The organism is Salinicola sp. DM10 (genome assembly GCF_017306975.2).
Lineage (GTDB): Bacteria > Pseudomonadota > Gammaproteobacteria > Pseudomonadales > Halomonadaceae > Salinicola.
Genome location: NZ_JAFLEN020000001.1, coordinates 1,301,555 through 1,327,589 on the forward strand (window position 1 = coordinate 1,301,555; position 26,035 = coordinate 1,327,589).

Consider the following 26,035-nt stretch of genomic DNA (forward strand, 5'->3'; position numbering starts at 1 on the left):
AGTTTACACTGTGTAAATGAGCATCTTGAGCCGATTTTTAACGCCATATTGCCGAGCGCAGACAGTTTTCGTACCAGGCTTAATGTACGTAAGACTTCGTTAAGCCCCTCCACGGCAACCTACCCTCGACATCCTCTCCTTCAGACCCTGAAGGGGGCAGGAGACCGACCACGAGGGAAGACCCCATGCCCGGTTTACCGCTGACCTTTCCCACCGCCACGCTGCACTGGCGCGAATGCCAAAAGGCATCGGAGCGCGCCCAGCTCGAAGACTTCATTGCCACGACCTATCGGCGTCAGCACGGCGCCGAGCTGAGCCAGTTCGCGCCGCGTCTCTACGGCCTGTGGGAAGCCGACCAGTTGCAGGCCGCTGTCGGCGTGCGCCTGGCCGGCGACGCCCCGCTCTACCTGGAGCGCTATCTGAGCGAACCGGTCGAGTGCTTGCTGGCGCGCGAGCTTAACGCGCCGGTCGCGCGCCACGCGCTGGCCGAAATCGCCAACCTGGCGACGCTGCGCCCGGGCCTGGCGGTGCCGCTGATCCGCCACCTGATCGAGTCGCTAGTGGCCGAGGGCTGCGGCTGGCTCACCTTTACCGCCACCGCCGCGGTGCGCAACGGCTTCCGCCGGCTGGGGCTCGACGTGCGCCGGCTGGGTGACGCCGACCCTGCGTATCTCGACGCCGACGAGCGCGAGCGCTGGGGCAACTACTACCTGCATCGCCCGTGGGTCATGGGCGGCGACCTGATCAAGGCGTGGCGGCGGCTAGATCCCAGCCGCGAGCTCACCTATCCCGATAGCCCTACCCCACTCACCGTGACAGCCCAGGGCTGCCATCACAAGGTCGACCCCCATGCGTGAACGCTTTCTCGACCATCTCGGCGCGCTCGCCGTGAGCCAGCCGACGCAGGTCGCCCTCAGCGCCAACGGCGTGACGCTGACCTACGCCGAGCTGCCCGGCGAGATCGCCCGGCGCGGCCAGCAGCTGGCCGCAATGGGTGGACGCCGCGTGGCGCTGATGCTCGACAACGGCCTCGATTGGGCACTGTGGGACCTGGCGCTGATGCAGAGCGAGGCGGTCAACGTGCCGCTGCCGATGTTCTTCTCCCCGGCCCAGCTGGCCCACGTGGTCGCGCAGGCCGGGATCGACACCCTGATCGGCCCCGCCGCGGTCGCCGCGGCGCTGGGCTTTACCGCCAGCGACGACCTGCTGCTGTGGCAGCGCGAGGTGGCAGCGCCACCGAGGCTGCCAGCGGGGACGCACAAGATCACCTTCACTTCCGGCACCAGCGGCACGCCCAAGGGGGTCTGCCTCGATAGCGATACCCAGCTGACGGTGGCGGACAGCCTGGCCGAGGTGGCCCGCAGCGTGGGCGTGAGGCGGCATCTGGCGATGCTGCCGCTGGCCACGCTGCTGGAAAACATCGGCGGCCTCTACGCGCCGCTGTGGCTGGGCGGCAGCGTCACCCTACCGGGGCTGGGCGAACTCGGCTGGCGCGGCGCCAGCGGGTTCGACAGCACCCAGGCGTGGCGTGTGATCCGCGCCGAGGCCCCGGACAGCCTGATCCTGGTGCCGCAGCTGCTCAGCGCGCTGCTGATGCAGCAGGGCGAGACACCGCTCGAGTTCGGACGCTTCTTCGCGGTGGGCGGGGCCACGGTCTCCCCGGCGCTGCTGGCGCGTGCCGCCGAGGCCGGCTGGCCGGTCTTCGAAGGCTACGGGCTCTCCGAGTGCGCCTCGGTGGTGACACTCAACCGCCCCGGCGAGGTGCGCTCGGGTAGCGTCGGCCGCCCGCTGCCGCATGCCCGGATCACCCTCGCCGAGGATGGCGAGGTGATGGTCGAGGGCAGCCTGATGCTCGGCTACCTGGGTGACGACGCGCCGCGCCCGAGCCGCTGGCCCACCGGGGATCTCGGCGCCTGGGAGGGCGAGGCGCTGGTGCTCAAGGGGCGCCGGCGTCAGGTCTTCATCACCGCTTACGGGCGTAACGTCGACCCCGCCTGGGTCGAGGCCGAGCTCACCGCAGAACCGGCGATCGCCCAGGCCTGGGTCAGCGGCGAAGCGCAGCCGAGCAACCGCGCACTGCTGGTACCGCGCGGCGAATGGGTCAACGACCAGCAGCTCGAAGAAGCCGTGACTCGCGCCAATCTGCGCCTGCCCGACTACGCCCGCGTAGCGTGCTGGCAGCGTGGCGCCCCCTTCACGCCGGACAACGGCCTGGCCACGGCCAACGGCCGGCTGCGCCGCGAGGCGCTGGCCGAGCGCTACCGCCGCTGGCTGGACACCCCGGTCAGCGCGTGATGCGCCCGCAACCCGCTCGAGGAGAGCCGCCCATGTCTCACCCGCCTTCGACGCCAGAAGCTTCAACGCACGCAGACCCGACGCTTCAAGACACGACGCTTCAAGACACGACGCTTCAAGACACGACATCCGCGAAATCGACGCACGACGCCTCGACTCGCACCACCCCTGTCCATCATGCGGCCAGCAAGGCCGCCATGGAGAACGCCATGACCCCGTATCAGACCCTGCAGCAGCAAACCGCCGAACAGCGCCAGTGGCTGCTGGACACGCCGGTGATCCGCCGCGCCCTGGCCGGTGACATCGATCGCGCCACCTATCAGGCCTTCCTCACCCAGGCCTACCACCACGTCAAGTACACGGTGCCGCTGATGATGGCCTGCGGCGCGCGCCTGCCCGAGCGCCTGGAGTGGCTGCGCGGCGCGCTGGTCGAGTACATCGAGGAAGAGTACGGCCACCAGGCGTGGATTCTGGACGACATTCGCGCCCTCGGCGGCGACGCCGACGCGGTCGCCGCCGGGCGCCCGGCGCCGGCCACCGAGCTGATGGTGAGCTACGTGCGCGACGTGATCGAACACGGCAACCCGATCGGCTTCTTCGGCATGGTTCAGGTACTCGAAGGCACCAGCACCGCCATCGCCACCCAGGCGGCGGAGAAGATGCGCGACGGCGCCGGCCTGCCCGCCGATGCCTTCCGCTACCTGGAGTCCCACGGCAGCCTCGACATCGGCCACCTGGCGTTCTTCGAAGAGCAGATCAACCGCATCGAGTCGGCCCAGGACCTGCAGGCGGTGATCGATACCGCCAACATGGTCTACCGCCTCTACGGCGCGATGTTCCGGACCCTCGGCCAGGCCGCGGGCGACGCCCACACCAGCGAGGTACTCGCCGATGCGCTGGTCTGATCGCCGCATCCTGGTCACCGGTGCCAGCGGCGGTATCGGCGGCGCACTGGTGGCCGAACTCGCCGAGGCCGGTGCCACGCTGCTGATCGTCGGGCGCAACCAGCCGAGCCTGGATCGCCTGGCGGCGCTGGCACCGGACCGCATCCACGTGCTCAAAGCGGATCTCGCCCAAACGGAAGAGCGCCGCCGCGTGGTCGATGCCGCCAGCGAGGCACGCATCGACATGCTGATCAACGCCGCCGGCAGCAACCAGTTCGGCCTGTTCGAGGAGCAGGCCCCGGCGGCCATCAGTGCCATGGTCGAGCTCAACGTCACCGCCACCCTGCTGCTGACCCAGGCGCTGCTGCCGCGCCTGCTGCACCACGACCGCGCCTGGATCGTCAACGTCGGCTCGGCCTTCGGCGCCATCGGCCATCCGGGCTACGCCACCTACTGTGCCACCAAGTTCGCCCTGCGCGGCTTCAGCCAGGCGCTGCGCCGCGAGCTCGCCGACACCCCGGTGGCGGTGCTGCACATCGCCCCGCGGGCGACCCGCACCGGCATGAACAGTGCCGCCGCGGATTCGCTCAACGCCGCGCTCGGCAACGCCGTCGACGCCCCGGAGGCGGTGGCCGCGGCGATCGTCTCGAGCATCGAGAAACGTACCCGCGAACGTCAGCTGGGCTGGCCCGAGTGTCTGCTGGTCCGTCTCAACGGTCTGCTGCCCGGAATGGTCGACCGCGCGCTCAAGAAGCGCCTGCCGATCATCCAGCGCCACGCGCGTCGCGTCTCGACGCCCTCTTCCTGATTCGTGAGGTCACCATGACACCCGCTTCGTTCACCCCCATCGTCGCTCACGCCGGCATTCGTTCGCGCTCCCGTGGCTGGCGCCCGCTGGCCCTGGCACTGCTGCTCGGCCTGAGCGGCAGCGCCAGCCTGCTCGCCACCCCCGTGGCCGAAGCGCAGGCGGCCCCCGCCGCTGCCGCCACATCGGTGGCCGCCGGCCTGCACGAACTGCAGAGCCGCTGGGCCAACATCAGCTACCAACTGCCGGAATCGCGCCGCGAGGACGCCTTCGACCAGCTCTACAAGCGCGCCACCGCCCTGGTCGCCGCGCACCCGCAGAGCGCCGAGCTGCACACCTGGGCCGGTATCATCCGCGCCTCCGAAGCCGGCGCCGGCGGCGGCCTCAGTGCGCTCTCCCAGGTCAAGGAGGCGCGTCAGCAGTTCGAGAAGGCCCTGGCCATCGACCCCCAGGTGCTGAATGGCTCGGCCTATACCAGTCTGGGCACGCTCTATCACAAGGTACCCGGCTGGCCGATCGCCTTCGGCGACGACGACAAGGCGCGTGAGCTCTTACAGAAGGGGCTGGCGATCAACCCCGACGGCATCGACAGCAACTATTTCTGGGCCGACTTCCTGCACGACCAGGGCGATGACGCAAAGGCCCGCCAGGCGCTGCAGAAAGCGCTGGCCGCCGCTCCCCGCCCCGGTCGCGAGAGCGCCGATGCCGGCCGGCGTCAGGATATTCAGAAGCTGATGAGTCAATTGAAGAGCTGATCCCTGCCTGAGTGAGTTGCCGGCGCGGATCGCGCGGACCGCGCTTGCAATCGTGATGGGCGCCCTCATGATGGTAATCATGAGGGCGCTAAGGAAACTCGCCCGCCGTTTACGATCGAGGAGTCCCATGTCACGACTGGCCGACATTCCGCTTTCGGTGCTGGACCTGGCACCGATCACCCTCGACGGCACCCCGGCGGAGACCTTCCGCCATACCGTCGACCTCGCCCAGCAGACCGAGCGCCTGGGCTACAACCGCTACTGGCTGGCCGAGCACCACAACATCGATGGCATCGCCAGCGCCGCGACCAGCCTGCTGATCGGCCACGTCGCCGGCGCCACGTCGACGATCCGCGTGGGTAGCGGCGGCATCATGCTGCCCAACCATCCGCCGCTGGTGGTGGCCGAGCAGTTCGGCACGCTGGAGACGCTCTACCCCGGCCGCATCGACCTGGGCCTGGGTCGCGCCCCGGGCTCGGACGGTGTGACCATGCAGGCGATGCGCCGCGACCCCTATGCCGGGGTCAACGACTTCCCCGAGCGCCTCGACGAGCTGCGCCGCTATCTCGGCGACGCCACCCCGGGCCAGCGCGTGCGCGCAATCCCCGGCCAGGGCACCCACGTGCCCATCTGGTTGCTCGGCTCCAGCGGCTACAGCGCCCAGCTCGCCGCACGCCTGGGCTTGCCGTTCGCCTTCGCCGGCCAGTTCGCCCCCGGCTACATGCGCGAAGCCCTGCACCTCTATCGCGAGGGCTTCCAGCCCGGCGTGCTCGATGCCCCCCACGCCATGATCGGCATTCCGCTGATCGCGGCGGAAAGCGACGAGCGCGCGCGCTTCCTCGCCACCACCCAACAGCAGAAGTTCCTCAACCTGATCCGCGGCAAGAGCACCCGCACACGGCCGCCGGTCGAGCGGCTCGACTGGCTGCCCCAGGAAGAGGCCGCGGTGTCGCAGAACCTCGGCGCCGCCGTGGTCGGTGGCCCAGAGAGCGTGCGCCGTCAGCTCGACGCGCTGCTCGACGCCACCGGTGCCGACGAGATCATGGTCAACACCGACTGCTACGACCACACCGACCGGGTGCGCTCCTACGAGATTCTGGCCGAGGTATGGAAAAGCGCCTGAAGCCTCGGCGGGGGCCCTTCTCGCGCCCATGGCGTCTCTTGGGTAGTATCGTCGGATCGTCTTCGGGTCCCGCCTGCGGGTCGGGCCACGGGACGATACGATATCCCTATCGAGGTAGCCGGGGCGCATGACCAAGCTCACAGACCGGGTCTACACGATCCTGAGACGACAGATCATGTCCGGGGAGCTCTCCTCGGACATGCAGATCAAGGAGGCCCACCTTGCCGACATGCTCTCGGTCAGCCGCACACCGGTACGGGCAGCCATCCAGCGCCTCGCCGACGATGGTCTGATCTATCACCAGAAAGGTCGTGGCTCGTTCGTTTCGCCGTGGCAGCAGGACGATATCGTCGATATCTACGAGCTGCGCATCCTGCTGGAGTCACGTGCCGCCAGGCTGGCCGCCAGCCGCGCGACGCCGGAGCAGATCGCGCGCTTGCGCCACCATGCCAGCGTCATCGAGGGGCTCTACCGGGAGCAGCCCGACAAGTATCTGTTCAGCATCCAGAGCGAGAACCAGCTGTTCCATCAGGTCATCCTGAGCGCGGCGGGCTCGGTTCAGCTCAGCCGGATGGTCAGGATGCTGGTCGATTCGCCGATCACGGTGGGGTCTTACTATCTCTACTCCGAGACCGAGATGCAGCGCTCGATGCAGCAGCACCGCGACATCATCGATGCGATCGAGCGACGCGAGGCGCGCTACGCCGAGGACCTGATGCGGGTGCACCTGCGCATGGCCTACTGCGCCTTCATGGCCCGGCAGTCGGCGCGGGAGCAAGGAGAACCCGACAACGCCGCCGAGGAAGCGTGACGCGTCGCCGGCTTCCCGGCGGCGCGTCACGCTGGTTGTGTCTTGGCGTGTCTTGGCGCCGCCAAGTCAGGGTTCCGGCTCCATGTGGCGACGCGCCCGCTGCGGATCGGCCGCCATGGCCAGCTTCGACGGCCGCCCACGGTAGTGCGTCAGCAGGCGCCGAACCAGCGGCACCAGGATCGTCAGCACGATGAGCGTGACCATGACGATGGCGATGGTGCTGGAGAACAGAAACCCCACCTGATGGTGCCCGATCAGCATCGCCCGACGCAGGCTGGATTCCGCCACCGGCCCCAGAATGACCGCCAGCACCGCCGGTGCCAGCGGAATTCCCAGACGCTCCATGCCCCAGCCCATAACCCCGAACGCCAGCATCAGCCACACATCGAACAGGCTGTTGTTGATCGCATAGACGCCGATGGTGGTCAAAGCGATGATGATCGGCGCCAGCAGCAGCGCCGGCATGTACATCACGTTGATGAACAGCCGCGCACCCAGCCTGCCGATCACGAACAGCATGATCGACGTCACCAGCATGGCCAGGATGAAACCGTAGGTCACCGGCGCCGAGCGGGTGAACAGCTCCGGCCCCGGTAGCATGCCGTGCACCAGCAGCCCGCCCAGGATCACCGCCGATACGCTGCTGCCGGGGATGCCCAGGGTCAGGGCAGGGATCAGCGAGGCGGCGTTGTCGGCGTTGTTGGCGCACTCCGCCGCCGCCACGCCCTCCGGCGCCCCCTTGCCGAAGCGCGACTTGTCCTTGGCCACGCGCCGGGTTTCGTTCCACGACAGCATGGCGGCGATGTTGCCGCCGGTGCCGGGAATGATCCCCACGATCACCCCGATGGTCGAGGCGCGCACCCAGGTCGGCAGCAGGCGTCGCCAGCCAATACCGCTGTGCGTGCGTTTGCCACTGCCGCCACTGCTGCGACTCAGCAGCAGCGCCTCCTGCGCCAGGGTCAGTGCCGGCGGAATGGCATAGAGCCCGGTCAAAAGCACCAGGATGTCGATGCCGCCCATCAGCTCCATGACATCGAAAGTGAAGCGCTCGTTGCCGGTCATCGAATCGATACCCACCATGCCGATCACCAGACCGATACAGGCACTGATCAGCCCCTTGATCGGGGCATCGCTCAGCAGCACGGCGATCGCCGCCAGCCCGAAGATCGCCAGCCAGAAGATTTCGACGGGGCCGAACTTGAGCGCCATGGCTGCCAGCGGCGGGCTGAGAAAGAGCAGCGCCAGCGCGCTGATCGAACCGCCGACCGCCGAGGACACCAGCGCGATCTTCATCGCCTCGAGCCCCTGCCCCTTCTGCGCCATGGGGTGGCCGTCGAACACCGTGGCGATCCCCGCGGGCGTGCCGGGAATGCGCAGCAGAATGGCGGGAATCGCCCCGCCATACATCGCCCCGTTGTAGATCCCGGCCATCATCCCCAACGCCACCAGCGGCTGCATGGTGAAGGTCAGCGGGATCAGCACGGCGATCCCCATGGTGGCGGAAAGCCCGGGTAGCGCACCGATCAGCACGCCGATGGTGGTGCCGCCGGCCATCGCCAGCAGTACGGCCGGCGAGAACAGCAGCGGCAAGGCGGCAAGAATCGAATCCCACATGGCTTAGCTCCCGGTCACCAGACGCAGCGCCAGCTCCGGCGGCAGCGGTCTGTCGAGCACGATCTGGAAGATCAGATAGATCAGCAGTGAAAAGAGGATCGCGGTCGTCACCAGCCACTTGCCCTGGCGATAGCCGAGCAGCCATCCGCTCACTGGTACGAACAACAAGAAGGTGGTGGCGAAACCCAGCCTGGGGGCGATGGCGATCATGGCGACGGAGGTCGCCAGCAGGGTGAGAAACCGCCGCGCATGACCCGGGGCAAAGCGCAGCGTGTCGCTGCCTGCCTGGCGCAGCGACCAGGCCGCGCGAATCCCCCACACCAGCAGCAGCAAGGTCAGCAGACTCATCACCGCCGTGGGCAGATAGGCCGAGTCACGGGTGAAACTCAGCGCGTGCCAGAGCCCGCAGCCGCTGAGCACCGCCCCGGCCAGGGCGACACTCGTCTCCAGCGTGGCTTGACGCATGGTGTGCACTCCTCTCCAAAGTGACGACTCCCGAGCCAGGGCCGAGCCCGGAGCGGGAGGCAGGCGGCGGAGCGATTGCCCCGCCGGGGGCGTCAATCACTCCAGGGCGACTCGTTCCACAGCGCCTGGAAGCGCACCTGCAGATCCTCGAGCGTCTGCTGATAGGTGGTCGGATTCTGATAGTCGAGCGGCAGCGACTGCTGCGCGGCCGCCTTGCGGAAGTCCTCGTCCTGCATCGCGGTCGCGATGGCGCTGGAGAGTTTGTCGACGATCGGCCCCGGCACGCCGGCGGGCACGGCGATGCCGCGGTTGGAACCGATGATCAGCGGGTAACCCGCCTCGGCGGTCGTCGGCACGTCGGGCAGCTCCTTCGAGCGCTGCGCGGCGGCCTGGGCGAGCATTCTGACCCGCCCGGCCTTCACGTCGGACGCCGCCTCTCCGATGTTGAAGATGCCCAGGTCGATATGCCCGCCCATCAGCGCCTGGCGCACATCGGCCGCGCCGGGGAACGGCACGTGGGTCATCTCGATGCCCGCCTGACGTTCCAGCGCCAGCGCCGCCAGATGATCGTCAGAACCGACCCCAGTGGTGCCGTAGGTGATATCACCGGGATGCTGCTTGGCATAGTCGACCAGCGCCGCCAGCGAGTCGAACTGGCTGTCCGGCGCCACATTGAAGCCATCGGGATCGTCGACCACGCTCGCTACCGGCTGGAAGTCGGCCAGCGTATAGCGCGTCTTGCGCTCGATGGGGATGGTCAGCACGTTGGGCGTGTTGATGAAGCCGATGGTGTAACCGTCGGGCTGGGCGTTGGCGAGTGCCGTGAAGCCCACCTCGCCACCGGCCCCCGGCCGGTTGATCACGGTGATGTCGGCGCCCAGGGCTTTCTCGATGTAGGGCACCAGGGTGCGGGCAGCGATATCGGTGCCGCCCCCAGCGGAATACGCCACGATCATCTGGACGGCACGCTCGGGATAATCCGCCATGGCCGACAGCGGTGTCAGCACGAGGGCGGCGATGGCGAGTGTTCGGGTCTTCTTGCCGGGCTTCATTGGCTTCTCCTGGTTGACCGCCAGGGTCGTTCGTCGCGACCTGGCCTGGCGCGGTGCGCTGGCAGAGAGCCGTCGAGCACCCCACCGTTATTGTTCTTTCATAAAAACAAAATCATCGAACCATAGCGGACACCCCGCCTCAAGCGTCGATTTCGTCGATGCCGAACCGGCGCTCAGAAAACCCAACAAGTGATTGTTTATTATTGAAATTCATAATCATTAGACTTTTGTCTCGTATTGAAAAAACGGATCTCGGATAGACAGACCCTAAATATTGTTTTTTTATTGTACTAACCGGGATGAGTACGCCCCATCGCCGATCGAGCCACGACGACTGGCCCCCAGACGCTTTTCATCAGGACCTTTCACCAGGACTGTTCACTAGGGCTGTTCACTAGAACTATCCACCAGAACTATCCACCAGAACGATGGGAAGACGATATGACCTCGCAAGCCACGCTGGAGACGCTGAAGACCCTGGGCAGCGCAACGCTGCACGAAGCCCAGGGCCAACGCGGTGCCATGGACTGCGGCATCAAGCCGCTCGACCCCACCTTGAGACTGGCCGGCAGAGCCCTGACCGTCGACTGCGCTCCCGGCGACAATCTGCTGATCCACTACGCCATCTCCCAGGCGAAACCGGGGGACGTGCTGGTGGTCGATGCCAAGGGCTTCAGCGAAGGTGGCCCCTGGGGCGACATCCTGACCCTGGCCGCCAGCCTGGCGGGCATCCGTGGTCTGATCATCGATGGCATGGTGCGCGACGCCGATGCGATCATCGACTCCCGCTTTCCGGTGTTCTGCCGCGGCCTCTCGATCAAGGGCACCCACAAGCACCAGTCCGGCAAGGTCAACCACACCATCGTCTGCGGTGGCGTCTCGATTCGCCCCGGCGACCTCGTGGTCGGCGATCGTGATGGCGTGGTGGTGGTCGCGGCCGCTGAGCTCGATGCGGTCGTCACCGCCGCCCAGGCCCGCGAAGAGAAAGAGGAGGCCTTCCGGCGCGAGCTGGAGCGAGGCGCCAGCACGCTGGACCTGCTCGACCTGCGCGGCACCCTCGCGCGGCTCGGCCTGCAGTGAGGCCGACCTCGCCGGCCGGGCCGAGGGAGAGCCCCCTGTCGCTCTCCGCGCGGGTGCGTCACGCTCTGGTGCAGCGGCGGCTGGCACGCCTGCACAATCTGCACGACTTCGAGGCGGCCGCGCGGCGCTACCTGCCGCGGGCGATCTTCGCCTATATCGCCAACTCGGCGGAGGATGGCCGCGCGTTCCAGGCCAATCGTGACGCCTTCGACGACTACGGCTTGGTGCCACGCGTCCTGGTGGATGTCTCCCGGGTCAGCCAGGAGACGACGCTGCTGGGCCTGCCGATGGCCTCGCCCTTCGGTATCGCGCCGATGGGGCTGGGCGCCTTGTGGGCCTATCGAGCGGATGTGGTGCTGGCCGACGCGGCACGCGCCGCGGGCATTCCCATGATCATGAGCGGCTCATCGCTGATCCGCATGGAAACCCTCGGCGGCCAAGGCGAATCGACCTGGTTCCAGGCCTATCTCCCCGCCGGCCGGGAGGCCATCGGGGCGCTGATAGCACGGGTCCAGGCCGCGGGCTTCACCACCTTGGTGATCACCCTGGATACGCCGGTCGCGACCAACCCGGACAATCTCCGCCGGGCGGGCTTCTCCTCGCCGCTGAAACCTTCGCTCGGGCTCGCCTGGGATGGGCTCTCGCATCCCGGCTGGCTGTGCGACACCTTCCTGCGCACGCTGATGCGACACGGCATGCCCCACTTCGAGAACAACTACGTCACGCGCGGCGCGCCGATCTTCTCACCCCATGTCAATCGCGATATCTCCGACCGCGGCCACCTGAACTGGGACGATCTCGCGTTCATTCGCGAACACTGGCCGGGTCGCCTGGTGCTCAAGAGCGTGCTGCATCCCGCGGACGCCGCCCGGGCCAGGGCGCTCGGTGTGGATGCGCTGATCGTCTCCAACCACGGCGGCCGCCAGCTGGACGGCGCCCTCTCACCGCTGCGCGCGCTGCCGGGCATCCTCGCCGCCGCCGGTAATCTGCCGGTCATGATCGACAGCGGCTTTCGGCGCGGCACCGACGTGCTCAAGGCCCTGGCGCTGGGGGCCGCCTTCGTCTTCATCGGCCGCCCCTTCGCCTATGCCGCCGCCGTGGGCGGCGAGGCGGGCGTGGCCCACGCCATCGACCTCATGACCGCCGAAATCCGGCGTGACATGGCGCTGCTGGGTATCACCCGGCTGGATCAGCTAGGCCGCGATCACCTGGCCGCGCTGACGCTGCTGGGCGAGCGCGGCCTGGCCCAGCCCACCGCAACGTGCGCCCGCGAGCCCCACACCGACCGCCCACTTCATGATCAGCCATAGAGGACCCAGCCTTGACCCAGCACCCCGAACTCACCCCACTCGTGTCATCGTCATCACCGGCCGGGCCACGCGCTGGTCACCGCTCGGTGTTCCGGCTCGACGTGTGGTACGACGTCTCGATGCAGCAGCGCTATGCCGACCGCCCGGATATCGCCCTGACCACCCTTCCCGTGGCCAGCGCCCCCGAGGATCACGCCGACACCCTGCGCCAGGCCCATGCCTATCAGGTCTCCTCGGCCAAGGATGAAACTCCCGCCCGCTGGTTCGCCGACGAAACACTCCTGGCCCACACGCCCAACCTGCTGTGCGTCTCGACCTCCGGCTCCGGCTACGACACCGTGGACGTCGAGGCGTGCACCCGGGCCGGCGTGCTGGTCATGAATCAGGCGGGCGCCAACGCCCAGTCGGTCGCCGAGCACACCCTCGGATTGATGCTCGGCGTCAACAAGCGCCTTGCCGAGAGCGATCATCGCCTGCGCCGCGGCGGCGAGTTCTCGCGTGAGGATCTGATGGGTCGAGAGCTCTACGGCAAGACCCTGGGGCTGGTGGGGATCGGCCATATCGGCCGGCGTGTCGCCGAGCTGGCGCGCGCCTTCGGCCTGGACGTGATCGCCCATGACCCGCTGCTCGACGCCGAGACGATTCGCCAACGCGGCGCGCGCCCGGTGACGCTGGCGGTGCTGCTGGCCGAGGCGGATATCGTCTCGCTGCACTGCCCGCGCCAGGCCGACACCCTCGATCTCTTCGACGCGCACGCCTTCGCTGCGATGAAGCCGGGGGCGCTGTTCATCACCACAGCGCGCGGCGGCATCCATTCGGAAGCGGCGCTGACGGCAGCCCTCGAGAGCGGGCATCTGGCCGGCGCCGGCATCGACGTCTGGGACGTCGAGCCACCGCCGCGGGACCACCGGCTATTGCAACTGCCCAACGTCATGGCGACCTACCACACCGCCGGGGTGACGTACGAAGCGCGGCGCAACATCGCCACCTGGGCGGCGGAGCAACTGATCGCGACTCTGGATGGCCAGGTACCGCCACGCCTGCTCAACCCCGAGGCCTGGCCACGCTATGCCGAGCGCTACCGGCGAATACTGGAGCAGTGAACCCGCCACCCTAGCCACGCACATAGCAAAACACCCGGCACATGGCCGGGTGTTGGGGTCTAGCACGAGCAACCGAGAGGCGTATCAGGCGAGACGCTTGGCCAGCAGCCCTTCCAGCTTCTTCTGGTCGGCGGCGAAGTTGCGAATGCCTTCGGCGAGCTTTTCGGTCGCCATGGCGTCTTCGTTGTGCTCCCAGCGGAACTGGGCTTCGCTGATCCGGCCCGGATGCTCGGCACGATCGCTCTGATCGGTGACCTTGCGCGTCACCTCACCTTCGGTGGAGGAGAGCTCTTCCAGCAGGGCCGGCGAGATGGTCAGGCGGTTGCAGCCCGCCAGCGCCAGGATCTGGTCGGTGTTACGGAAGCTGGCCCCCATCACCACGGTCTGGTAGCCGTAGCGGCTGGCGTAGTCGCAGACACCGCGCACGAACTTGACCCCCGGGTCTTCGTCCGGGGCGTAGGATTCGGTACCGGTGGACTTCTTGTACCAGTCGGTGACGCGACCCACGAAGGGCGAGATCAGGAACACACCGGCCTCGAAGCAGGCGCGCGCCTGGGCATCGGAGAAGAGCAGCGTCAGGTTGCAGTTGATGCCCTCCTTCTCGAGCTTCTCGGCGGCACGGATGCCTTCCCAGGTGGAAGCGAGCTTGATCAGCACGCGATCCTTGGAGACCCCCTGCTTCTCGTAGAGCGAGATCAGGTGATGAGCCTTGTCGATGCTGGCCGCTTCATCGAAGGAGAGCTTGGCCGCGACTTCGGTGGAGACGCGCCCCGGTACGATCTTGGTGATCTCGGTACCCATCGCCACCGACAGCCGGTCGACCGCCTCTTCGATGCGCGCATCGGGGTCGGAGACCTCGGACTTCACCGCGGCCAGGGTCTCGTCGATCAGGTCCTGATAGCCGTCGAGATCGAAGGCCTTGAGAATCAAAGACGGATTGGTCGTGGCATCGTGCGGCTGATAGCGCCGGATGGCGTCGAGATCGCCGGTGTCGGCCACGACCATGGAAAGCTGTTTGAGAGAGTCGAGCTGCTGTGTCATGAATCGCTCCATCGTCTTGATGTGTGGATTGCACCCCTTCGCAATCCCAATCCCTAAAGGATAACACTGATCCGCCGGGCTCGCCGGGTCATCACACCTCGATCCGGCAGGCTCAGTCGGCGATCGCATACTGCGCCGCCAAGGTCTCGCGATAGTGGCGATAGAGGGTGTGATAACGCGCCACCACCTCGGGGCGCGGCCGCGTCAGCGTGGTCTCGTCCAGCGCCACCCAGGCCTGGCACAGCGCGGCGAGATCGATGTCAGCATCGCGCCGGTCGCACCAGCGCGCCTGAATCGCACCACCGAACGCGGCGGCTTCGGTCACTACCGGACACACCACCTCGACATCCAGCACGTCGGCGACGATCTGGCGCCACACTGCGCTCTTGGCGCCACCGCCGACCAGGCGCACCTGGGTCGCTTGATCGGCCAGCGGCCCCAGCAGCTCGAGCCCGTAACGCAGACCGAAGGTGGCGCTCTCCACCGCCGCCCGACACAGGTTGGCGGGGCGCGTATTGAGACTGGTGAGGCCATGCAGGCTGGCGTGGGCCTGGGGCAGCGCCGGTACCCGTTCGCCGCTGAAGAACGGCAGCAGGGTGACACCGCCGGCGCCCGGTTCGGCGCTCTCGACCGCGCGATTGAAGCCGGCGATATCGAGCCCCACCAGCTCCCTGATGGTGGTGGTGGCGGAGGTCACGTTCATGGTGCAGATCAGCGGCAACCAGCCGGCGTGGCTGGCGCAGAAGTTGGCCACCATGGCACTGTCGGGCACCACCGGCTCCGGCGAGTGCACGGCGATGGTGCCCGAGGTGCCGAGACTGATGGTCACCCGACCGGGCACGATGTTGCCGGTGCCGATCGCGCCCATCATGTTGTCGCCGCCGCCGCTGGCGACCAGCACGTCCTCGCCCAGGCCCAGCTCACGGGCGAGTTCGGGGCGCACCGTGCCAGCCGCTTCGCGCGAGTCGATCAGTCGCGGCAGCACCTGCGCCGGGTCGAGCTCCGGGGCAATGGTCGCGAACACATCGTGGCGCCACTGGCGGGTTCGGGTGTCGAAGTAGCCGGTGCCGGAGGCGTCCCCGGCCTCGGCCACGCGCTCGCCGGTGAGCCAGAAGTTGAGATAGTCGTGCGGCAGCAGCAGCGTGGCGATGCGCGCGTAGGCCTCGGGATGGGTCTCGCGCAGCCAGGCGACCTTGGAGGCGGTGTAACCGGTCTGCAGCACCAGGCCCAGCTTGTCGAGACAGCCCGCCTCGCCGCCGAGCCGTTCGATCAGATCCGCGTTCCAGGCCGCGGTCTCGGTATCGTTCCAGAGTTTGGCCGGATGCACCGCCACGCCCGCGGCATCCAGCGCCACCATGCCGTGCTGCTGGCCGGAGATACCGATCGCGCGCACCGCGCGGCCGTTGACCCCGGCCTGCGCCAGGGCTTCGTCGAGGGCGCCACGAAAGGCGTCGGTCCAGCTCTCGACGCGCTGCTCCCGGCGCCCGTTGTCGCCCTGATCCAGCGCGTGAGGTCGCGACGCCTCACCGACGATCCGCCCGTCCGCACCGTCGACCAGCACCACCTTGGTGCTCTGAGTGCCGCAATCCACGCCGATGTACATGCTGGTTTCCTTGTCTGTGTTGTCGCGGGTCCGGGGTATCGCGTATCAGGCGCCGATCAGGTGCTCGACGCAGGCGCGGGCGCCGTCGCGGTGCAGCCGTTCCAGGGCGTCGAGATAGGCCGCGCGAAAGCGTGGGTCGTCGGCCAGATCGCCGAACAGCTGGCGGTTCTCGATGAACGCCGTGGGTTCGTCGCGGTTGCGCTGGGCGATCGCCATCAGCGACTCCTTGAGCCGGTCGACCACCTCGATCGGCGCGCCCTGCTCGTCGACCCCTTCGGCATAGCGCGCCCAGCTGGCGACCACCGCCGCGCTGAGGCGGATATCGCCATCCTGGGCCAGCCGCTCACGGATCACCGGCACCAGCCACTTGGGAATGCGATCCGAACTCTCCGCGCAGAGCCGCGCCAGGGTGTCCTTGATCTCCGGATTGGCGAAACGCGCAATCAGAGTGTGCTTGTAGGCGTCGAGATCGACCCCCGGCACCGGTGAGAGCGTCGGCGTCGCCTCGCGATCCATGTAGGCGAGCAGGAAATCGACGAAGGTTCGATCCTGACACACCTCATGGGCGTAGCGGTAGCCTGCCAGATAGCCGAAGTAGGTCAGCGCCTGATGGCTGGCGTTGAGCAGACGCAGCTTCATCAATTCATACGGAATGACGTCCTCGACCACCTGCACCTCGACCGTCTCGAAGGCCGGCCGGCCGAGGCTGAAATGATCCTCCAGCACCCACTGGGTGAAGGGCTCGCACACCACCGGCCAGCGATCCTCGAGGCCGAAGCGCTCGGCGATCTCGTCGATGTCGGCGGCGGTGGTGACCGGCGTGATGCGGTCGACCATCGAGTTGGGGAAGCGCACCTCGGCCTCGACCCAGGCACCGAGTTCGGGATCGCGGGCGCGGGCATAGGCGACGAACATCTTGTGCGCGACTTCGCCGTTGCCCTGGATGTTGTCGCAGGACGTCAGCGTGAACGGCGCGATATCACGCGCCCGACGCCGCGCCAGCGCCTCGATGACGATGCCAAACGTGGTCCGCGGCGTCTGCGGCGAGGCCAGGTCGTGCTGCACATCGGGGTTGTCGAGATCGAACTCGCCGGTGACATGGTGAAAGTTGTAGCCGCCCTCGGTGACCGTCAGCGACACGATGCGGATACGCGGATCGGCCAGGGTCTCGAGCACCGCCTCGATATCGTCCGGGGCGTAGAGATAGTCGACGATCGAGCCGATCACCCGCGGCTGGTACTCGCCGTCGGGGTGCTTGACCACCAGCGTATAGAGGTGGTCCTGAGCCGCCAGCGCTGCCTGCATGCGCTTGTCGCCCGGCATCACTCCGACCCCGACGATGCCCCAGTCGAGCGCCTCGCCGAGGTTCATCAGGGTGTCGAGGTACATCGCCTGGTGGGCGCGGTGAAAGCCACCCACGCCGAAGTGGACGATACCCGGCGTGACCCGATCACGCGCATAGCTCGGGGTCGCCACGGCGGCATCGAGCTGGGTCAGATTGGCTTGGTTGAGTGCGGTCATCGGGGGTCTCCTTGGGCCGGCCATGGCCTGTATCCGTGTTGCCGCGCGCCCGGCGGCGCTGGGGCTTGAGCATGGGTGTGGCCCGCGCGACGCGGGCTCGGGATGAATCGACGCTTCGGCGTCAGCCAGCGGGGCCGGGTGAATCCGAGACTCTGCTTGAACCCGCGGTATCGATTGAACCCGCGGTATCGGACGAATCAGCGATAGCTGGCGCGCCCAAGGTCTCGGGCGCGTCCGACGTGCCGGCCAGAAAGTGCCAGTGCCAGTCCGGCGCCACCGAGTGGGCCTTGATCAGCTGGGCGTTGAGCATGTCCTTGGCATGGGTACGCCTGGCCGCCTCCGCCGCATCCTGGCCGAGGTCGTGCCAGCGCTGGAGCAGTCGTTCGACGAGCACCGCGTCGGGCACCTCGATGAACAGCGTGAGGTCGAAGAACGAGCGCAGCGCCCGCCAGGGCGCGCGGTCGAGCAGCAGATAGTTGCCTTCGACCAGCACCAGCCGGTGGCCGGGCTGGATCAGTCGCGCACCGGCCCGGGCCAGGTCCAGCGGGCGGTCGAACAGCGGTACCGCCACCGGGCCATCGTCGCGCCGCAGCCTGGCCAGGTCGTGGCTCAGCCCGGCGACATCGAAGGTCTCCGGTGCGCCCTTGATGTCGAGTCGACCCTGGGGAATCAGCACCGCGTTGTCGAAGTGGTAGCCATCCATCGGCACCAGCGCGACATAGCCCGGACGCAGCGCATCGATGCGCGCGCACAGCGCCTCGGCGAGGGTCGACTTACCCGCCGCCGGCGGCCCGGCGATGGCGACCAGGGTGCGCCGCTCGGCGCGGGAAGCCGCCAGCACGCGCTCGGCCATCACTTCGAGCGATGGCGACATGGGCAGCGCCGAACCATTGGCGTCAGGCGTGATCGACATGCGTCTGCTCCTCTGCGTAGATGATGTGATGACCTGATGTGATGACGTATGGGTCCGTCAATGACGTATCAGCAGGCCATTCGCTGACGTATCAGCAGGCGGTGTAGCCGCCGTCGATGCGCAGATCGGCGCCGTTGATCATCGCCGCCTCCCGCGAGGCCAGGAACATCACCCCGTGGGCGATCTCGGCCGGGGTGGCGAAGCGCCGGGTGGGGATCAGCGCCTTCATCCGTTCGCCCTTCTCGCCGGCCCAGCCGTAGCGCCCCAGCTCGGTGTCGACCACGGTCGGCGACACCGCATTGACGGTGATCCCGCGCGGCCCCCACTCCAGCGCCAGCGTGCGGGTCAGCCCGAGCACGCCGGACTTGCTGGTGCAGTAGGCGAGATGCCCTTCGAGCCCGACGCTCGCGGCCTGGGAGGCAAGATTGACGATGCGCCCGTAGCCCGCCGCCAGCATCTGCCGCCCCACCGCGCGGCAGCCGAAGAAGACCCCGCGCAGGTTGACCGCTTGGGTGGCGTCCCACAGCGCGGTCTCCATCGCCTCGGCCGCCGCCAGAGGGCCGATACCGGCGTTGTTGATCAGCACGTCGATACGCCCGAATCGCGCCACGGCGCGTTCGACCAGCGCCTCGACAGCGGCCTCGTCGGTGATGTCGAGCACCGCGGCCAGGGGCTCGCCTGCCAGTCCCGCCGCCACGGTCTCGATCTCGGCCTGCTTGTCGACCAGCACCAGACTGGCGCCGGCGGCGGCGAAGCGCTGGGCGAGCTCACGCCCGATGCCGTTGGCCGCCCCGGTGATCATCACCACGCTGGCGCTGAAGTCGAACTGCACCTGGGTCATGGCATCATCCTCATCATGAATCGCACGCGGGAGCATCGGCGGTGTCCTGGCAGGCGCGGGCGTAGGCGTCGAGCGTGCCCTCGATATGCCAGCGCACCAGCGCGCGCGGCTCGGGGGCGAACCGGCCGACGCGGATCGCCCGATACGCATCGGGCAGGTACTGGCTGATCAACGGCAGTGGCAGCGGATGCGCTTCCAGCGCCGCGAACAGCGACTCCAGTGTGGCCGCGACCGCGGGCACGCCCCAGTAGTAGCGAATGCGGTCGCTCAGGCTGTAGCGCCGGGCGAAACGCTGCTCGGCAGGGTCGCCGGGGTAGTAGGCGCGCCAGTAGCGCGGCTCGTCGAGCATCGCCCGCTCGACCGCAGCGTCCAGATCCGGCGCCTCGATACCCGGGGTCTCGGCGGCGATGGCGGCCAGGGCGAACAGCGCCTCGCGCATGGCGAAGGTCAGCGCGGGGCCGACCTTGAGAATGGCGAAGTGCCCCGCGACCAGCGCGCGGTAGGCCGCCGGCGTCTGGTAGTCGGTGGAGTGCGCCTCGAACACCAGATCGGGCCAGTCGAGGATCGCCTGGCTCAGCGCCCGGGCACCGGCCGGGTCGAAATCGACCACCTCGGCGTGGCCGAACTCCACGCCCGGCTGCACCACCACGCCGCGTACCCGGCGCCAGGCGTCGTCGAGCCCCTCATCGGCGAAGCGCGCGGCGTGAACCGCCAGCGTGCTGGCCAGATCGGCGGTGGTGGTGACCGCCACACCCTCGAGTCGCTCATGGGCACCGCCGGGGGTCGGCACCTCGGTACCGATCACATAGCGCAGCTCATTGCGGCGCCCACCGGCAGCGGCCTCGGCGGCGTGACACAGGCGCGCGGCGCGCGCCGCGATCTCGGCATCGTCGAGCGCCGCGGGGTCGTCGGCACAGCCCATGCTGGCGTCCAGATGCAGCTTGGTGAAGCCCGCCGCGGCGTAAGCCGCGACCAGCGTCTCGGCGCGTGCCATCGCCTCGGCGGCGGGCAGGTGCTGCCACGGCGAGGGGCCCAGGTGGTCACCGCCCAGGATCAGGCGGGCCGGGTCGAACCCGCGTCGCGTGGCGATCGCCACCACCCGCGCGCGAAAGTCTTCGGGGGTCTGGCCGGTATAGCCGCCCTCCTGGTTGACCTGGTTGCAGGTCGCCTCGATCAGCAGCGGCGAGCCATCGGCCAGAGCACGGTCGAAGGCCGCCTCGAGCACCAGCGGATGCGCCGAGCAGACAGAATAGATACCGCTGGGCCGCCCGGCGCGGTTGGCGGCGACGATGGCGTCGAGCAGATGGCCACTCATGTGAGATCTCCATGGGATGCGATCAGGGCGTCGAGGGTGGTGCGGTCGCTGGCCCCCTCCATGGGGCCTATCCGGGTCACCGCGTGGGCGCCGGCGGCGCTGGCCAGGGTCAGGGCGCGAGTGAGCGAATCGCCGGCGGCGAGTGCGGCGATCAGCGCCCCGCCAAAGCAGTCTCCGGCCCCCGTGGGGTCACTCTCGGTCACGCTGAAGGCGCCCACGCGCTGGTGCTCATCGGCACGGAAGGCTTCGCTGCCACGCTCGGCGCGCTTGAGCACCAGCAGCGACAGGCGCTTGGTCGCCAGCAGCCGGGCCACGGTATCGGCCTCCGTTTCACCCTCGCTCTCGCTCTGAACCGCGCCCTGGCCCTCTCCCCGCCCCAGCCAGGCGATGTCGGCCTCGCTGGGCAGGAAGATGTCGCAGTCGTCGACCCGGCGCAGGACCGCCTCGCGGCTGGCCGGGTCGCGCATCAGCTCCGGGCGGATATTGGGGTCGAAGCTGACCTGCCCGCCGCGGGCGTGGACCCGCTCGACCAGGGCATCGATCAGCGCGATCGCCGCCGACGAGGTGAGCGAAGAGCCCATCACGTGCAGGTAGCGGGTATCGGCGAGCCGGGCGAGCCCGGCTTCGTCCAGCGCCAGGCGCGCCGCCGCGCTGTGCGCCAGGTTGAACACGAAGTCGCGCTCGCCGTCATCGCGGTAGCGCACGAAGGCGGTGCCGGTGGGGCGCTCGGGATCGCAGGCGACGGCACCGATATCGATGCCATCGCCGATCAGGCGTTCACGGATCAACTCGCCGAAACCATCCGCCCCGACGCAGCCGGCGTAGGCGACCCGGGCGCCCATGCGTGCCGCCTGGGAGGCGAAGATCGCCGGCGCCCCGCTGGGAAAGGGGCCGAGAAAGCGCCCCGCCTCGGTGAAGCGCTGGCCGCGGCGCTCGGCGACGAACTCGGCGAGCAGCTCCCCGGCGGTGACGATGTCGAAGGTGGGCTTGGCATCAGACATGTCAGCTCATCCAGTTGCCGCCATCGACATTGAGCGTCTGCGCCACCACGTAATCGCTGTCGGCACTGGCCAGGAACACCGCCGCGCCCACGTGATCCTCCGGGCGCCCCATGCGGCCGTAGGGCACCGCCTCGCCCACCAGACGCTTCTTCTCCCCCAGCGGGCGCCCCTCGTAGCGGGCGAACAGGGCATCGACCTCGTCCCACATCGGGGTGTCGACCACCCCCGGGGCGATGCCGTTGACATTGATACCATGCTTGATCAGGTCGAGCCCGCAGGACTGGGTCAGGCTGATCACCGCGGCCTTGGTGGCACAGTACATGCTCACCAGCGCCTCGCCGCGGCGCCCGGCCTGGGACGCCATATTGATGATCTTGCCGCCTTCACCGCGCTCGACCATGTGCGCCGCCACCGCCTGCAGGGTAAAGAAGGTACCCTTGACGTTGACCGCGAACTGCTTGTCATAGCTCGCCTCGCTGACCTCGAGCACCGGCGCCATGTCGAATACCGCAGCGTTGTTGACGAGGATGTCGATCGGCCCCAGGCGCGCCTGGACCGCCTCGATCATCGCCGTACGCGATTCACTGCTGCAGATATCCAGACGCACCGCCATCACCGCATCACCGTGACGCGCGGCCAGCGTCTCCGCGGCCTGTTCCGCGGCGGCGAGATCGATATCGGCGATCGCTACCCGAGCGCCCTCTTCCAGATAGCGGCTGACGATCGCCAGTCCGATACCACGGGCCCCACCGGTCACCACTGCCGTGCGCCTATCGAGTTTCATCGCAATATTCCTGTGTTGATCACGCAGTCGTTGATAGCCCAATCTTTGATAGCCAGTCTCTGATAGACAGCCTTTGATGAAGCGGGCGTGGATGGCCCGCTCAGGCGGCGCGCCAGCGCTGCCAGCGGGCGACCAGCTCGCCGAGCCCGGTCATGTGCTCGAGCGTTGCCCAGGCCCCGGCGTCGCGCAGCCGTTCGGCGTGCCCGGCGTCGATATGGCTGGCACCGGTGAAACCGATGACCGTCATCCCGGCGGCACAGGCGGCGCGGGTCCCGGAGACGCTGTCTTCCACTACCAGGCAGTCGGCCGGCGCGGTGGCGAGCGTTTCCGCCGCCAGCAGATAGACGTCCGGCGCCGGCTTGGGTCGCGCCACCTGTTCGGCGGTGAACAGCGGCGCTGCCCCCAGCCGCGTGTCGAGCCCGGTGTGGGAGAGCGAGGCGAGCACCCGCGCGCGGCGGCTGTTGGAGACGATCGCCAGCGGCAGATCGAGACCGTCGATCGCCTCGCTGATGCCGGCGATCGCCTTGAGCTCGCCGGCCAGCCTACGTTCGATGGCCGCATCGATGCTGAGCAGCGCATCCGGCGGCAGCTGATGCACGCTGAGCCCCTCCAGATGGGCCAGGATCCCCGCCGTGGTCATGCCCAGCGCACCGCGCAGCTCGTGCTCGGCGGCCAGGTCCGGCAGCCAAGCCGCGAGCTGCTCGTGCAGCACGCTTTCGGCGATGGTCTCGCTGTCGACCAGCACCCCATCGCAGTCGAAAATCAGTAACCCCATGCCACCCTCCTCAGGACGCATCGGCAGCGGTCGAGGCGCGGTTCTGGCGCCGCTCGACATCGACCAGCGGGTGGCGCTCGAGGTGGCTCAGGGCCAGGCCATCGTCCGCGAACAGATGCGCCCGCGCCGGGGCGAAGCCGAAGCGCACGCTGTCGCGCACGCGGTGGGCGACTTCACCGTCGGTGACCAGAATCCACTCCTCGCCATGGCACTGCACGTAGAGTGAGGTGACCCCGCCGAGGCGTTCGATCACCGTGATCTCGCCCTCCAAAGGGCCGGCGTCGTCTAGCACCAGGTGTTCGGGGCGAATGCCCAGGCTCAGGGTATCGCCGGCCTGGCAGCCGCTGCCGTCCACCGGTACCGCGTACTCGCCGCCACCGGGCAGGCGCACCGAGACGCCCTCAGCGCGGGCGTCGCGCACCTCGACATCGATGAAGTTCATCTTCGGTGAACCGATGAAGCCGGCGACGAAGCGGTTGCGCGGGTGGTGGTAGAGCTCCATCGGTGAGCCCACCTGCTCGACGATGCCGCCCTGCAGCACCACGATCTTGTCGGCCATGGTCATCGCCTCGATCTGATCGTGGGTGACGTAGATCATGGTGGCGTCGAGCTCTTCGTGCAGACGCGCCAGCTCGATGCGCATCTGCACCCGCAGCGCGGCGTCGAGGTTGGAGAGCGGCTCGTCGAACAGGAAGATGCTGGGGTTGCGCACGATCGCGCGGCCGATCGCCACGCGCTGACGCTGGCCGCCGGAGAGCGCCTTGGGCTTGCGCTCGAGCAGGTTCTCGAGCTGCAGGATGCGCGCCGCCTCGAGCACCTTTTCACGCCGTTCGGCCTTGGGCACCTTGGCCAGGCGCAGGCTGAAGCCCATGTTGTCCTCGACGGTCATGTGCGGGTAGAGCGCATAGCTCTGGAACACCATCGACAGCCCGCGTTCGGCCGGGCCCACTTCGTTCATGCGCTGGCCGTCGATCAGGATGTCACCGCTGGAGACGCTCTCCAGCCCGGCGATCATGCGCAACAGGGTCGACTTGCCGCAGCCTGAGGGGCCGACGAAGACCACGAACTCGCGATCCTTGACCTCCAGGTCGACCCCCTTGATGACCTGCGTGCCGGCGAAGTCCTTGACGATATTGTTGAGTTCGAGCGTTGCCATGATGCATTCCTTATTTGACGGCGCCGAAGGTCAGACCGCGAACCATCTGCTTTTGGGTCATCCAGCCCAGGATCAGAATCGGCGCGATGGCCATCGTCGAGGCGGCGGAGAGCTTGGCCCAGAACAGCCCTTCGGGGCTCGAGAACGAGGCGATGAAGGCGGTCAGCGGGGCCGCGCTGGAGGTGGTCAGGTTGAGACTCCAGAACGCCTCGTTCCAGCTCAGGATCACCGACAGCAAGCCGGTGGAGGCGATCCCCGGCAGGGTCAGCGGCACCAGCAGATAGAGCACCTCCTGCAGGGTGCCGGCGCCATCCATGCGTCCCGCCTCGAGGATGTCCTTGGGCACATCCTTGAAGAAGGTGTAGAGCATCCACACCACGATCGGCAGGTTCATCAGCATGTAGATCACGATCAGCCCGCTCAGGCTGTCGAGCAGCCCCAGATCGCGAAACAGCAGGTAGATCGGCATCAGCACACCCACCGGAGGCAGCATCTTGGTCGAGAGCATCCACAACAGCGTGCCGCGGGTGCGCGGCGTGGGCAGAAACGCCATCGAGTAGGCCGCCGGCACCGCGATCAGCAGCGCCAGCAGGGTCGAGCCGAGCGACACCACCACGCTGTTGATGGCGAACTTGACGTAGTCGGCCCGTGCCATGACCTCGTGGTAGCCGCTCAGGGTGGGCTCGAAGAACAGGCTGGGCGGCGTCGCCACCGCTTCGCCCTCGGTCTTGAAGCCGGTGAGGATCATCCAGAAGATCGGGAAGAACACGACCAGCGCGATGGTCCAGGCCAGCAGCGTGATCGCCAGTTTCTTGGTGATGGGAGAGTGCATGCGCTACCTCGCCTCAGGTCTCGAGATGCCGGGCCACGGTGCGGATCAGGAAGATCGCCACGATGTTGGCCAGAACGATGGCGATCACGCCGCCGGCGGACGCCCCGCCGACATCGAAGTCGAGCAGTGCGCGGATATAGATCAGGTAGGCCAGATTGGTCGATGCCAGCCCCGGCCCGCCGGAGGTGGTGACGAATATCTCGGCGAAGATCGTGAGCAGAAAGATCATCTCGATCATGATCACCACGCTGATCGCCCGCTTCAGGTGCGGCAGGGTGATGAACCAGAAGATCGCGATGGGCCCGGCGCCATCCATGCGTGCCGCTTCGACCTGATCGTCATCGAGGGACTGGATCGCGGTGAGCAGGATCAGCAGGGCGAACGGCAGCCACTCCCACGACACGATGATGATGATCGAGGTCAGCGGCAGCGACGAGAACCAGTCCACCGCCTGGAAGCCGAACAGGTTGAACAGCCATGCCAGCACCCCGTTGACCGGGTGCATCATCATGTTCTTCCAGATCAGCGCGCTGACCGTGGGCATGATGAAGAACGGCGCGATCACCAGCAGGCGCGCGATGCCGCGGCCGAAGAACTCCTGCTGGAACAGCACCGCCAGCAGCGTGCCGCCGACCACGGTGATCGCCAGCACCCAGCCGACCAGCAGCAGGGTATTGCCCATCGCCGTCCACAGCGCCGGATCGGTGAGCAGGTAGGTGTAGTTGTCGACCCCGGCGAAGCCGGAGATAAACGGGTTGAGCAGGTTGTAACGCTGGAACGAGAACCACAGCGTCATGCACAGCGGTACCAGCATCCACAACAGCAGCAGGGAGACGGCGGGCGCCTGCAGCAGGAGCGAACGCATTCCGCCTACGGTGCGACCGGAAGCTCTATGACGCATGGCTAGGCCCATCGGTAAGCGTGGGAGGGAAGCGCGGCCGGATTCGAGCGGGCCG

General features: G+C 67.9%; 25 protein-coding genes. 10 read left to right on the forward strand and 15 right to left on the reverse strand.

The window, feature by feature from the left end:
* The first annotated feature begins 185 nt into the window (after nucleotides 1-185).
* The 7 genes from J0A90_RS05815 (at nucleotide 186) to J0A90_RS05845 (ending at nucleotide 6,673) form a co-directional block, all read left to right on the forward strand.
* The gene (locus J0A90_RS05815) at nucleotides 186-857 is read left to right on the forward strand and encodes a thermostable hemolysin (protein ID WP_207032227.1); all 672 of its coding nucleotides are present in this window, start codon (nucleotides 186-188) and stop codon (nucleotides 855-857) included.
* Complete coding sequence (locus J0A90_RS05820) at nucleotides 850-2,295, forward strand: AMP-binding protein (protein WP_207032229.1); 1,446 nt, start codon at nucleotides 850-852, stop codon at nucleotides 2,293-2,295. The genes J0A90_RS05815 and J0A90_RS05820 overlap by 8 nt, the downstream gene beginning before the upstream one ends.
* Before the next feature lie 209 nt (nucleotides 2,296-2,504).
* On the forward strand, nucleotides 2,505-3,200 hold the full coding sequence (locus J0A90_RS05825; protein ID WP_035474077.1) for a TenA family transcriptional regulator: 696 nt from the start codon (nucleotides 2,505-2,507) through the stop codon (nucleotides 3,198-3,200).
* Nucleotides 3,187-3,987: an SDR family oxidoreductase gene (locus J0A90_RS05830; protein ID WP_207032231.1), complete on the forward strand. Its 801-nt coding sequence runs from the start codon at nucleotides 3,187-3,189 to the stop codon at nucleotides 3,985-3,987. The genes J0A90_RS05825 and J0A90_RS05830 overlap by 14 nt, the downstream gene beginning before the upstream one ends.
* A 14-nt stretch (nucleotides 3,988-4,001) precedes the next feature.
* Entirely contained in the window at nucleotides 4,002-4,739 is a 738-nt protein-coding gene (locus tag J0A90_RS05835) for a hypothetical protein (RefSeq protein ID WP_207032233.1), read from the forward strand.
* Nucleotides 4,740-4,866: 127 nt separating this feature from the next.
* Nucleotides 4,867-5,862, forward strand: a complete 996-nt coding sequence (locus J0A90_RS05840) for an LLM class flavin-dependent oxidoreductase (protein WP_207032235.1) — start codon at nucleotides 4,867-4,869, stop codon at nucleotides 5,860-5,862.
* Nucleotides 5,863-5,989: 127 nt separating this feature from the next.
* Nucleotides 5,990-6,673: a GntR family transcriptional regulator gene (locus tag J0A90_RS05845; protein WP_207032237.1), complete on the forward strand. Its 684-nt coding sequence runs from the start codon at nucleotides 5,990-5,992 to the stop codon at nucleotides 6,671-6,673.
* A gap of 66 nt (nucleotides 6,674-6,739) precedes the next feature.
* On the opposite strand, the gene J0A90_RS05850 is transcribed toward J0A90_RS05845, so the two are convergent.
* The 3 genes from J0A90_RS05850 to J0A90_RS05860 form a co-directional block, all read right to left on the reverse strand.
* The gene (locus J0A90_RS05850) at nucleotides 6,740-8,287 is read right to left on the reverse strand and encodes a tripartite tricarboxylate transporter permease (RefSeq protein WP_207032246.1); all 1,548 of its coding nucleotides are present in this window, start codon (nucleotides 8,285-8,287) and stop codon (nucleotides 6,740-6,742) included.
* Between the two features lie 3 nt (nucleotides 8,288-8,290).
* Nucleotides 8,291-8,752, reverse strand: a complete 462-nt coding sequence (locus tag J0A90_RS05855; protein ID WP_207032248.1) for a tripartite tricarboxylate transporter TctB family protein — start codon at nucleotides 8,750-8,752, stop codon at nucleotides 8,291-8,293.
* A gap of 92 nt (nucleotides 8,753-8,844) precedes the next feature.
* A complete protein-coding gene (locus J0A90_RS05860) occupies nucleotides 8,845-9,804 on the reverse strand; it encodes a tripartite tricarboxylate transporter substrate binding protein (RefSeq protein ID WP_207032250.1) in 960 nt (319 codons plus the stop codon).
* A 441-nt stretch (nucleotides 9,805-10,245) separates the two neighbouring features.
* Between J0A90_RS05860 and J0A90_RS05865 the strand changes: the two genes are divergently transcribed.
* The 3 genes from J0A90_RS05865 to J0A90_RS05875 are packed head-to-tail and all read left to right on the forward strand — an operon-like array spanning nucleotide 10,246 to nucleotide 13,297.
* Nucleotides 10,246-10,884, forward strand: a complete 639-nt coding sequence (locus tag J0A90_RS05865; protein ID WP_207032252.1) for a 4-carboxy-4-hydroxy-2-oxoadipate aldolase/oxaloacetate decarboxylase — start codon at nucleotides 10,246-10,248, stop codon at nucleotides 10,882-10,884.
* Complete coding sequence (locus J0A90_RS05870) at nucleotides 10,881-12,194, forward strand: alpha-hydroxy acid oxidase (protein ID WP_233076524.1); 1,314 nt, start codon at nucleotides 10,881-10,883, stop codon at nucleotides 12,192-12,194. Before J0A90_RS05865 ends, J0A90_RS05870 begins: the two co-directional genes overlap by 4 nt.
* Nucleotides 12,195-12,205: 11 nt before the next feature.
* Complete coding sequence (locus tag J0A90_RS05875) at nucleotides 12,206-13,297, forward strand: hydroxyacid dehydrogenase (RefSeq protein WP_233076526.1); 1,092 nt, start codon at nucleotides 12,206-12,208, stop codon at nucleotides 13,295-13,297.
* 84 nt (nucleotides 13,298-13,381) lie between these two features.
* On the opposite strand, the gene tal is transcribed toward J0A90_RS05875, so the two are convergent.
* The 12 genes from tal to J0A90_RS05935 all read right to left on the reverse strand — a co-directional run bounded on the left by tal (nucleotide 13,382) and on the right by J0A90_RS05935 (nucleotide 25,944).
* The gene (gene tal / locus J0A90_RS05880; protein WP_207032254.1) at nucleotides 13,382-14,338 is read right to left on the reverse strand and encodes a transaldolase; all 957 of its coding nucleotides are present in this window, start codon (nucleotides 14,336-14,338) and stop codon (nucleotides 13,382-13,384) included.
* A 112-nt stretch (nucleotides 14,339-14,450) separates the two neighbouring features.
* Nucleotides 14,451-15,941, reverse strand: coding sequence for a xylulokinase (gene xylB / locus J0A90_RS05885; RefSeq protein ID WP_207032256.1), 1,491 nt, complete (start codon nucleotides 15,939-15,941; stop codon nucleotides 14,451-14,453).
* 45 nt (nucleotides 15,942-15,986) lie between these two features.
* The gene (locus J0A90_RS05890) at nucleotides 15,987-17,462 is read right to left on the reverse strand and encodes a mannitol dehydrogenase family protein (RefSeq protein WP_207032264.1); all 1,476 of its coding nucleotides are present in this window, start codon (nucleotides 17,460-17,462) and stop codon (nucleotides 15,987-15,989) included.
* Nucleotides 17,463-17,583: 121 nt separating this feature from the next.
* Entirely contained in the window at nucleotides 17,584-18,375 is a 792-nt protein-coding gene (locus J0A90_RS05895) for a nucleoside triphosphate hydrolase (protein ID WP_370635734.1), read from the reverse strand.
* Nucleotides 18,376-18,466: 91 nt separating this feature from the next.
* Nucleotides 18,467-19,216: a GolD/DthD family dehydrogenase gene (locus J0A90_RS05900; protein ID WP_207032266.1), complete on the reverse strand. Its 750-nt coding sequence runs from the start codon at nucleotides 19,214-19,216 to the stop codon at nucleotides 18,467-18,469.
* Nucleotides 19,217-19,229: 13 nt separating this feature from the next.
* Nucleotides 19,230-20,531 (reverse strand): D-tagatose-bisphosphate aldolase, class II, non-catalytic subunit, encoded by a 1,302-nt coding sequence (locus J0A90_RS05905; protein ID WP_233076527.1) that lies wholly within the window; start codon nucleotides 20,529-20,531, stop codon nucleotides 19,230-19,232.
* Entirely contained in the window at nucleotides 20,528-21,532 is a 1,005-nt protein-coding gene (locus tag J0A90_RS05910) for a sugar kinase (RefSeq protein ID WP_207032270.1), read from the reverse strand. Before J0A90_RS05910 ends, J0A90_RS05905 begins: the two co-directional genes overlap by 4 nt.
* A gap of 1 nt (nucleotide 21,533) precedes the next feature.
* Nucleotides 21,534-22,316, reverse strand: coding sequence for an L-iditol 2-dehydrogenase (locus J0A90_RS05915; RefSeq protein ID WP_207032272.1), 783 nt, complete (start codon nucleotides 22,314-22,316; stop codon nucleotides 21,534-21,536).
* Nucleotides 22,317-22,416: 100 nt separating this feature from the next.
* On the reverse strand, nucleotides 22,417-23,091 hold the full coding sequence (locus J0A90_RS05920; RefSeq protein WP_207032274.1) for an HAD family phosphatase: 675 nt from the start codon (nucleotides 23,089-23,091) through the stop codon (nucleotides 22,417-22,419).
* A gap of 10 nt (nucleotides 23,092-23,101) precedes the next feature.
* A complete protein-coding gene (locus tag J0A90_RS05925; protein WP_207032276.1) occupies nucleotides 23,102-24,247 on the reverse strand; it encodes an ABC transporter ATP-binding protein in 1,146 nt (381 codons plus the stop codon).
* Nucleotides 24,248-24,257: 10 nt separating this feature from the next.
* A complete protein-coding gene (locus tag J0A90_RS05930; protein WP_207032278.1) occupies nucleotides 24,258-25,079 on the reverse strand; it encodes a carbohydrate ABC transporter permease in 822 nt (273 codons plus the stop codon).
* A 13-nt stretch (nucleotides 25,080-25,092) separates the two neighbouring features.
* A complete protein-coding gene (locus J0A90_RS05935; RefSeq protein ID WP_207032280.1) occupies nucleotides 25,093-25,944 on the reverse strand; it encodes a carbohydrate ABC transporter permease in 852 nt (283 codons plus the stop codon).
* Nucleotides 25,945-26,035 lie beyond the last annotated feature (91 nt).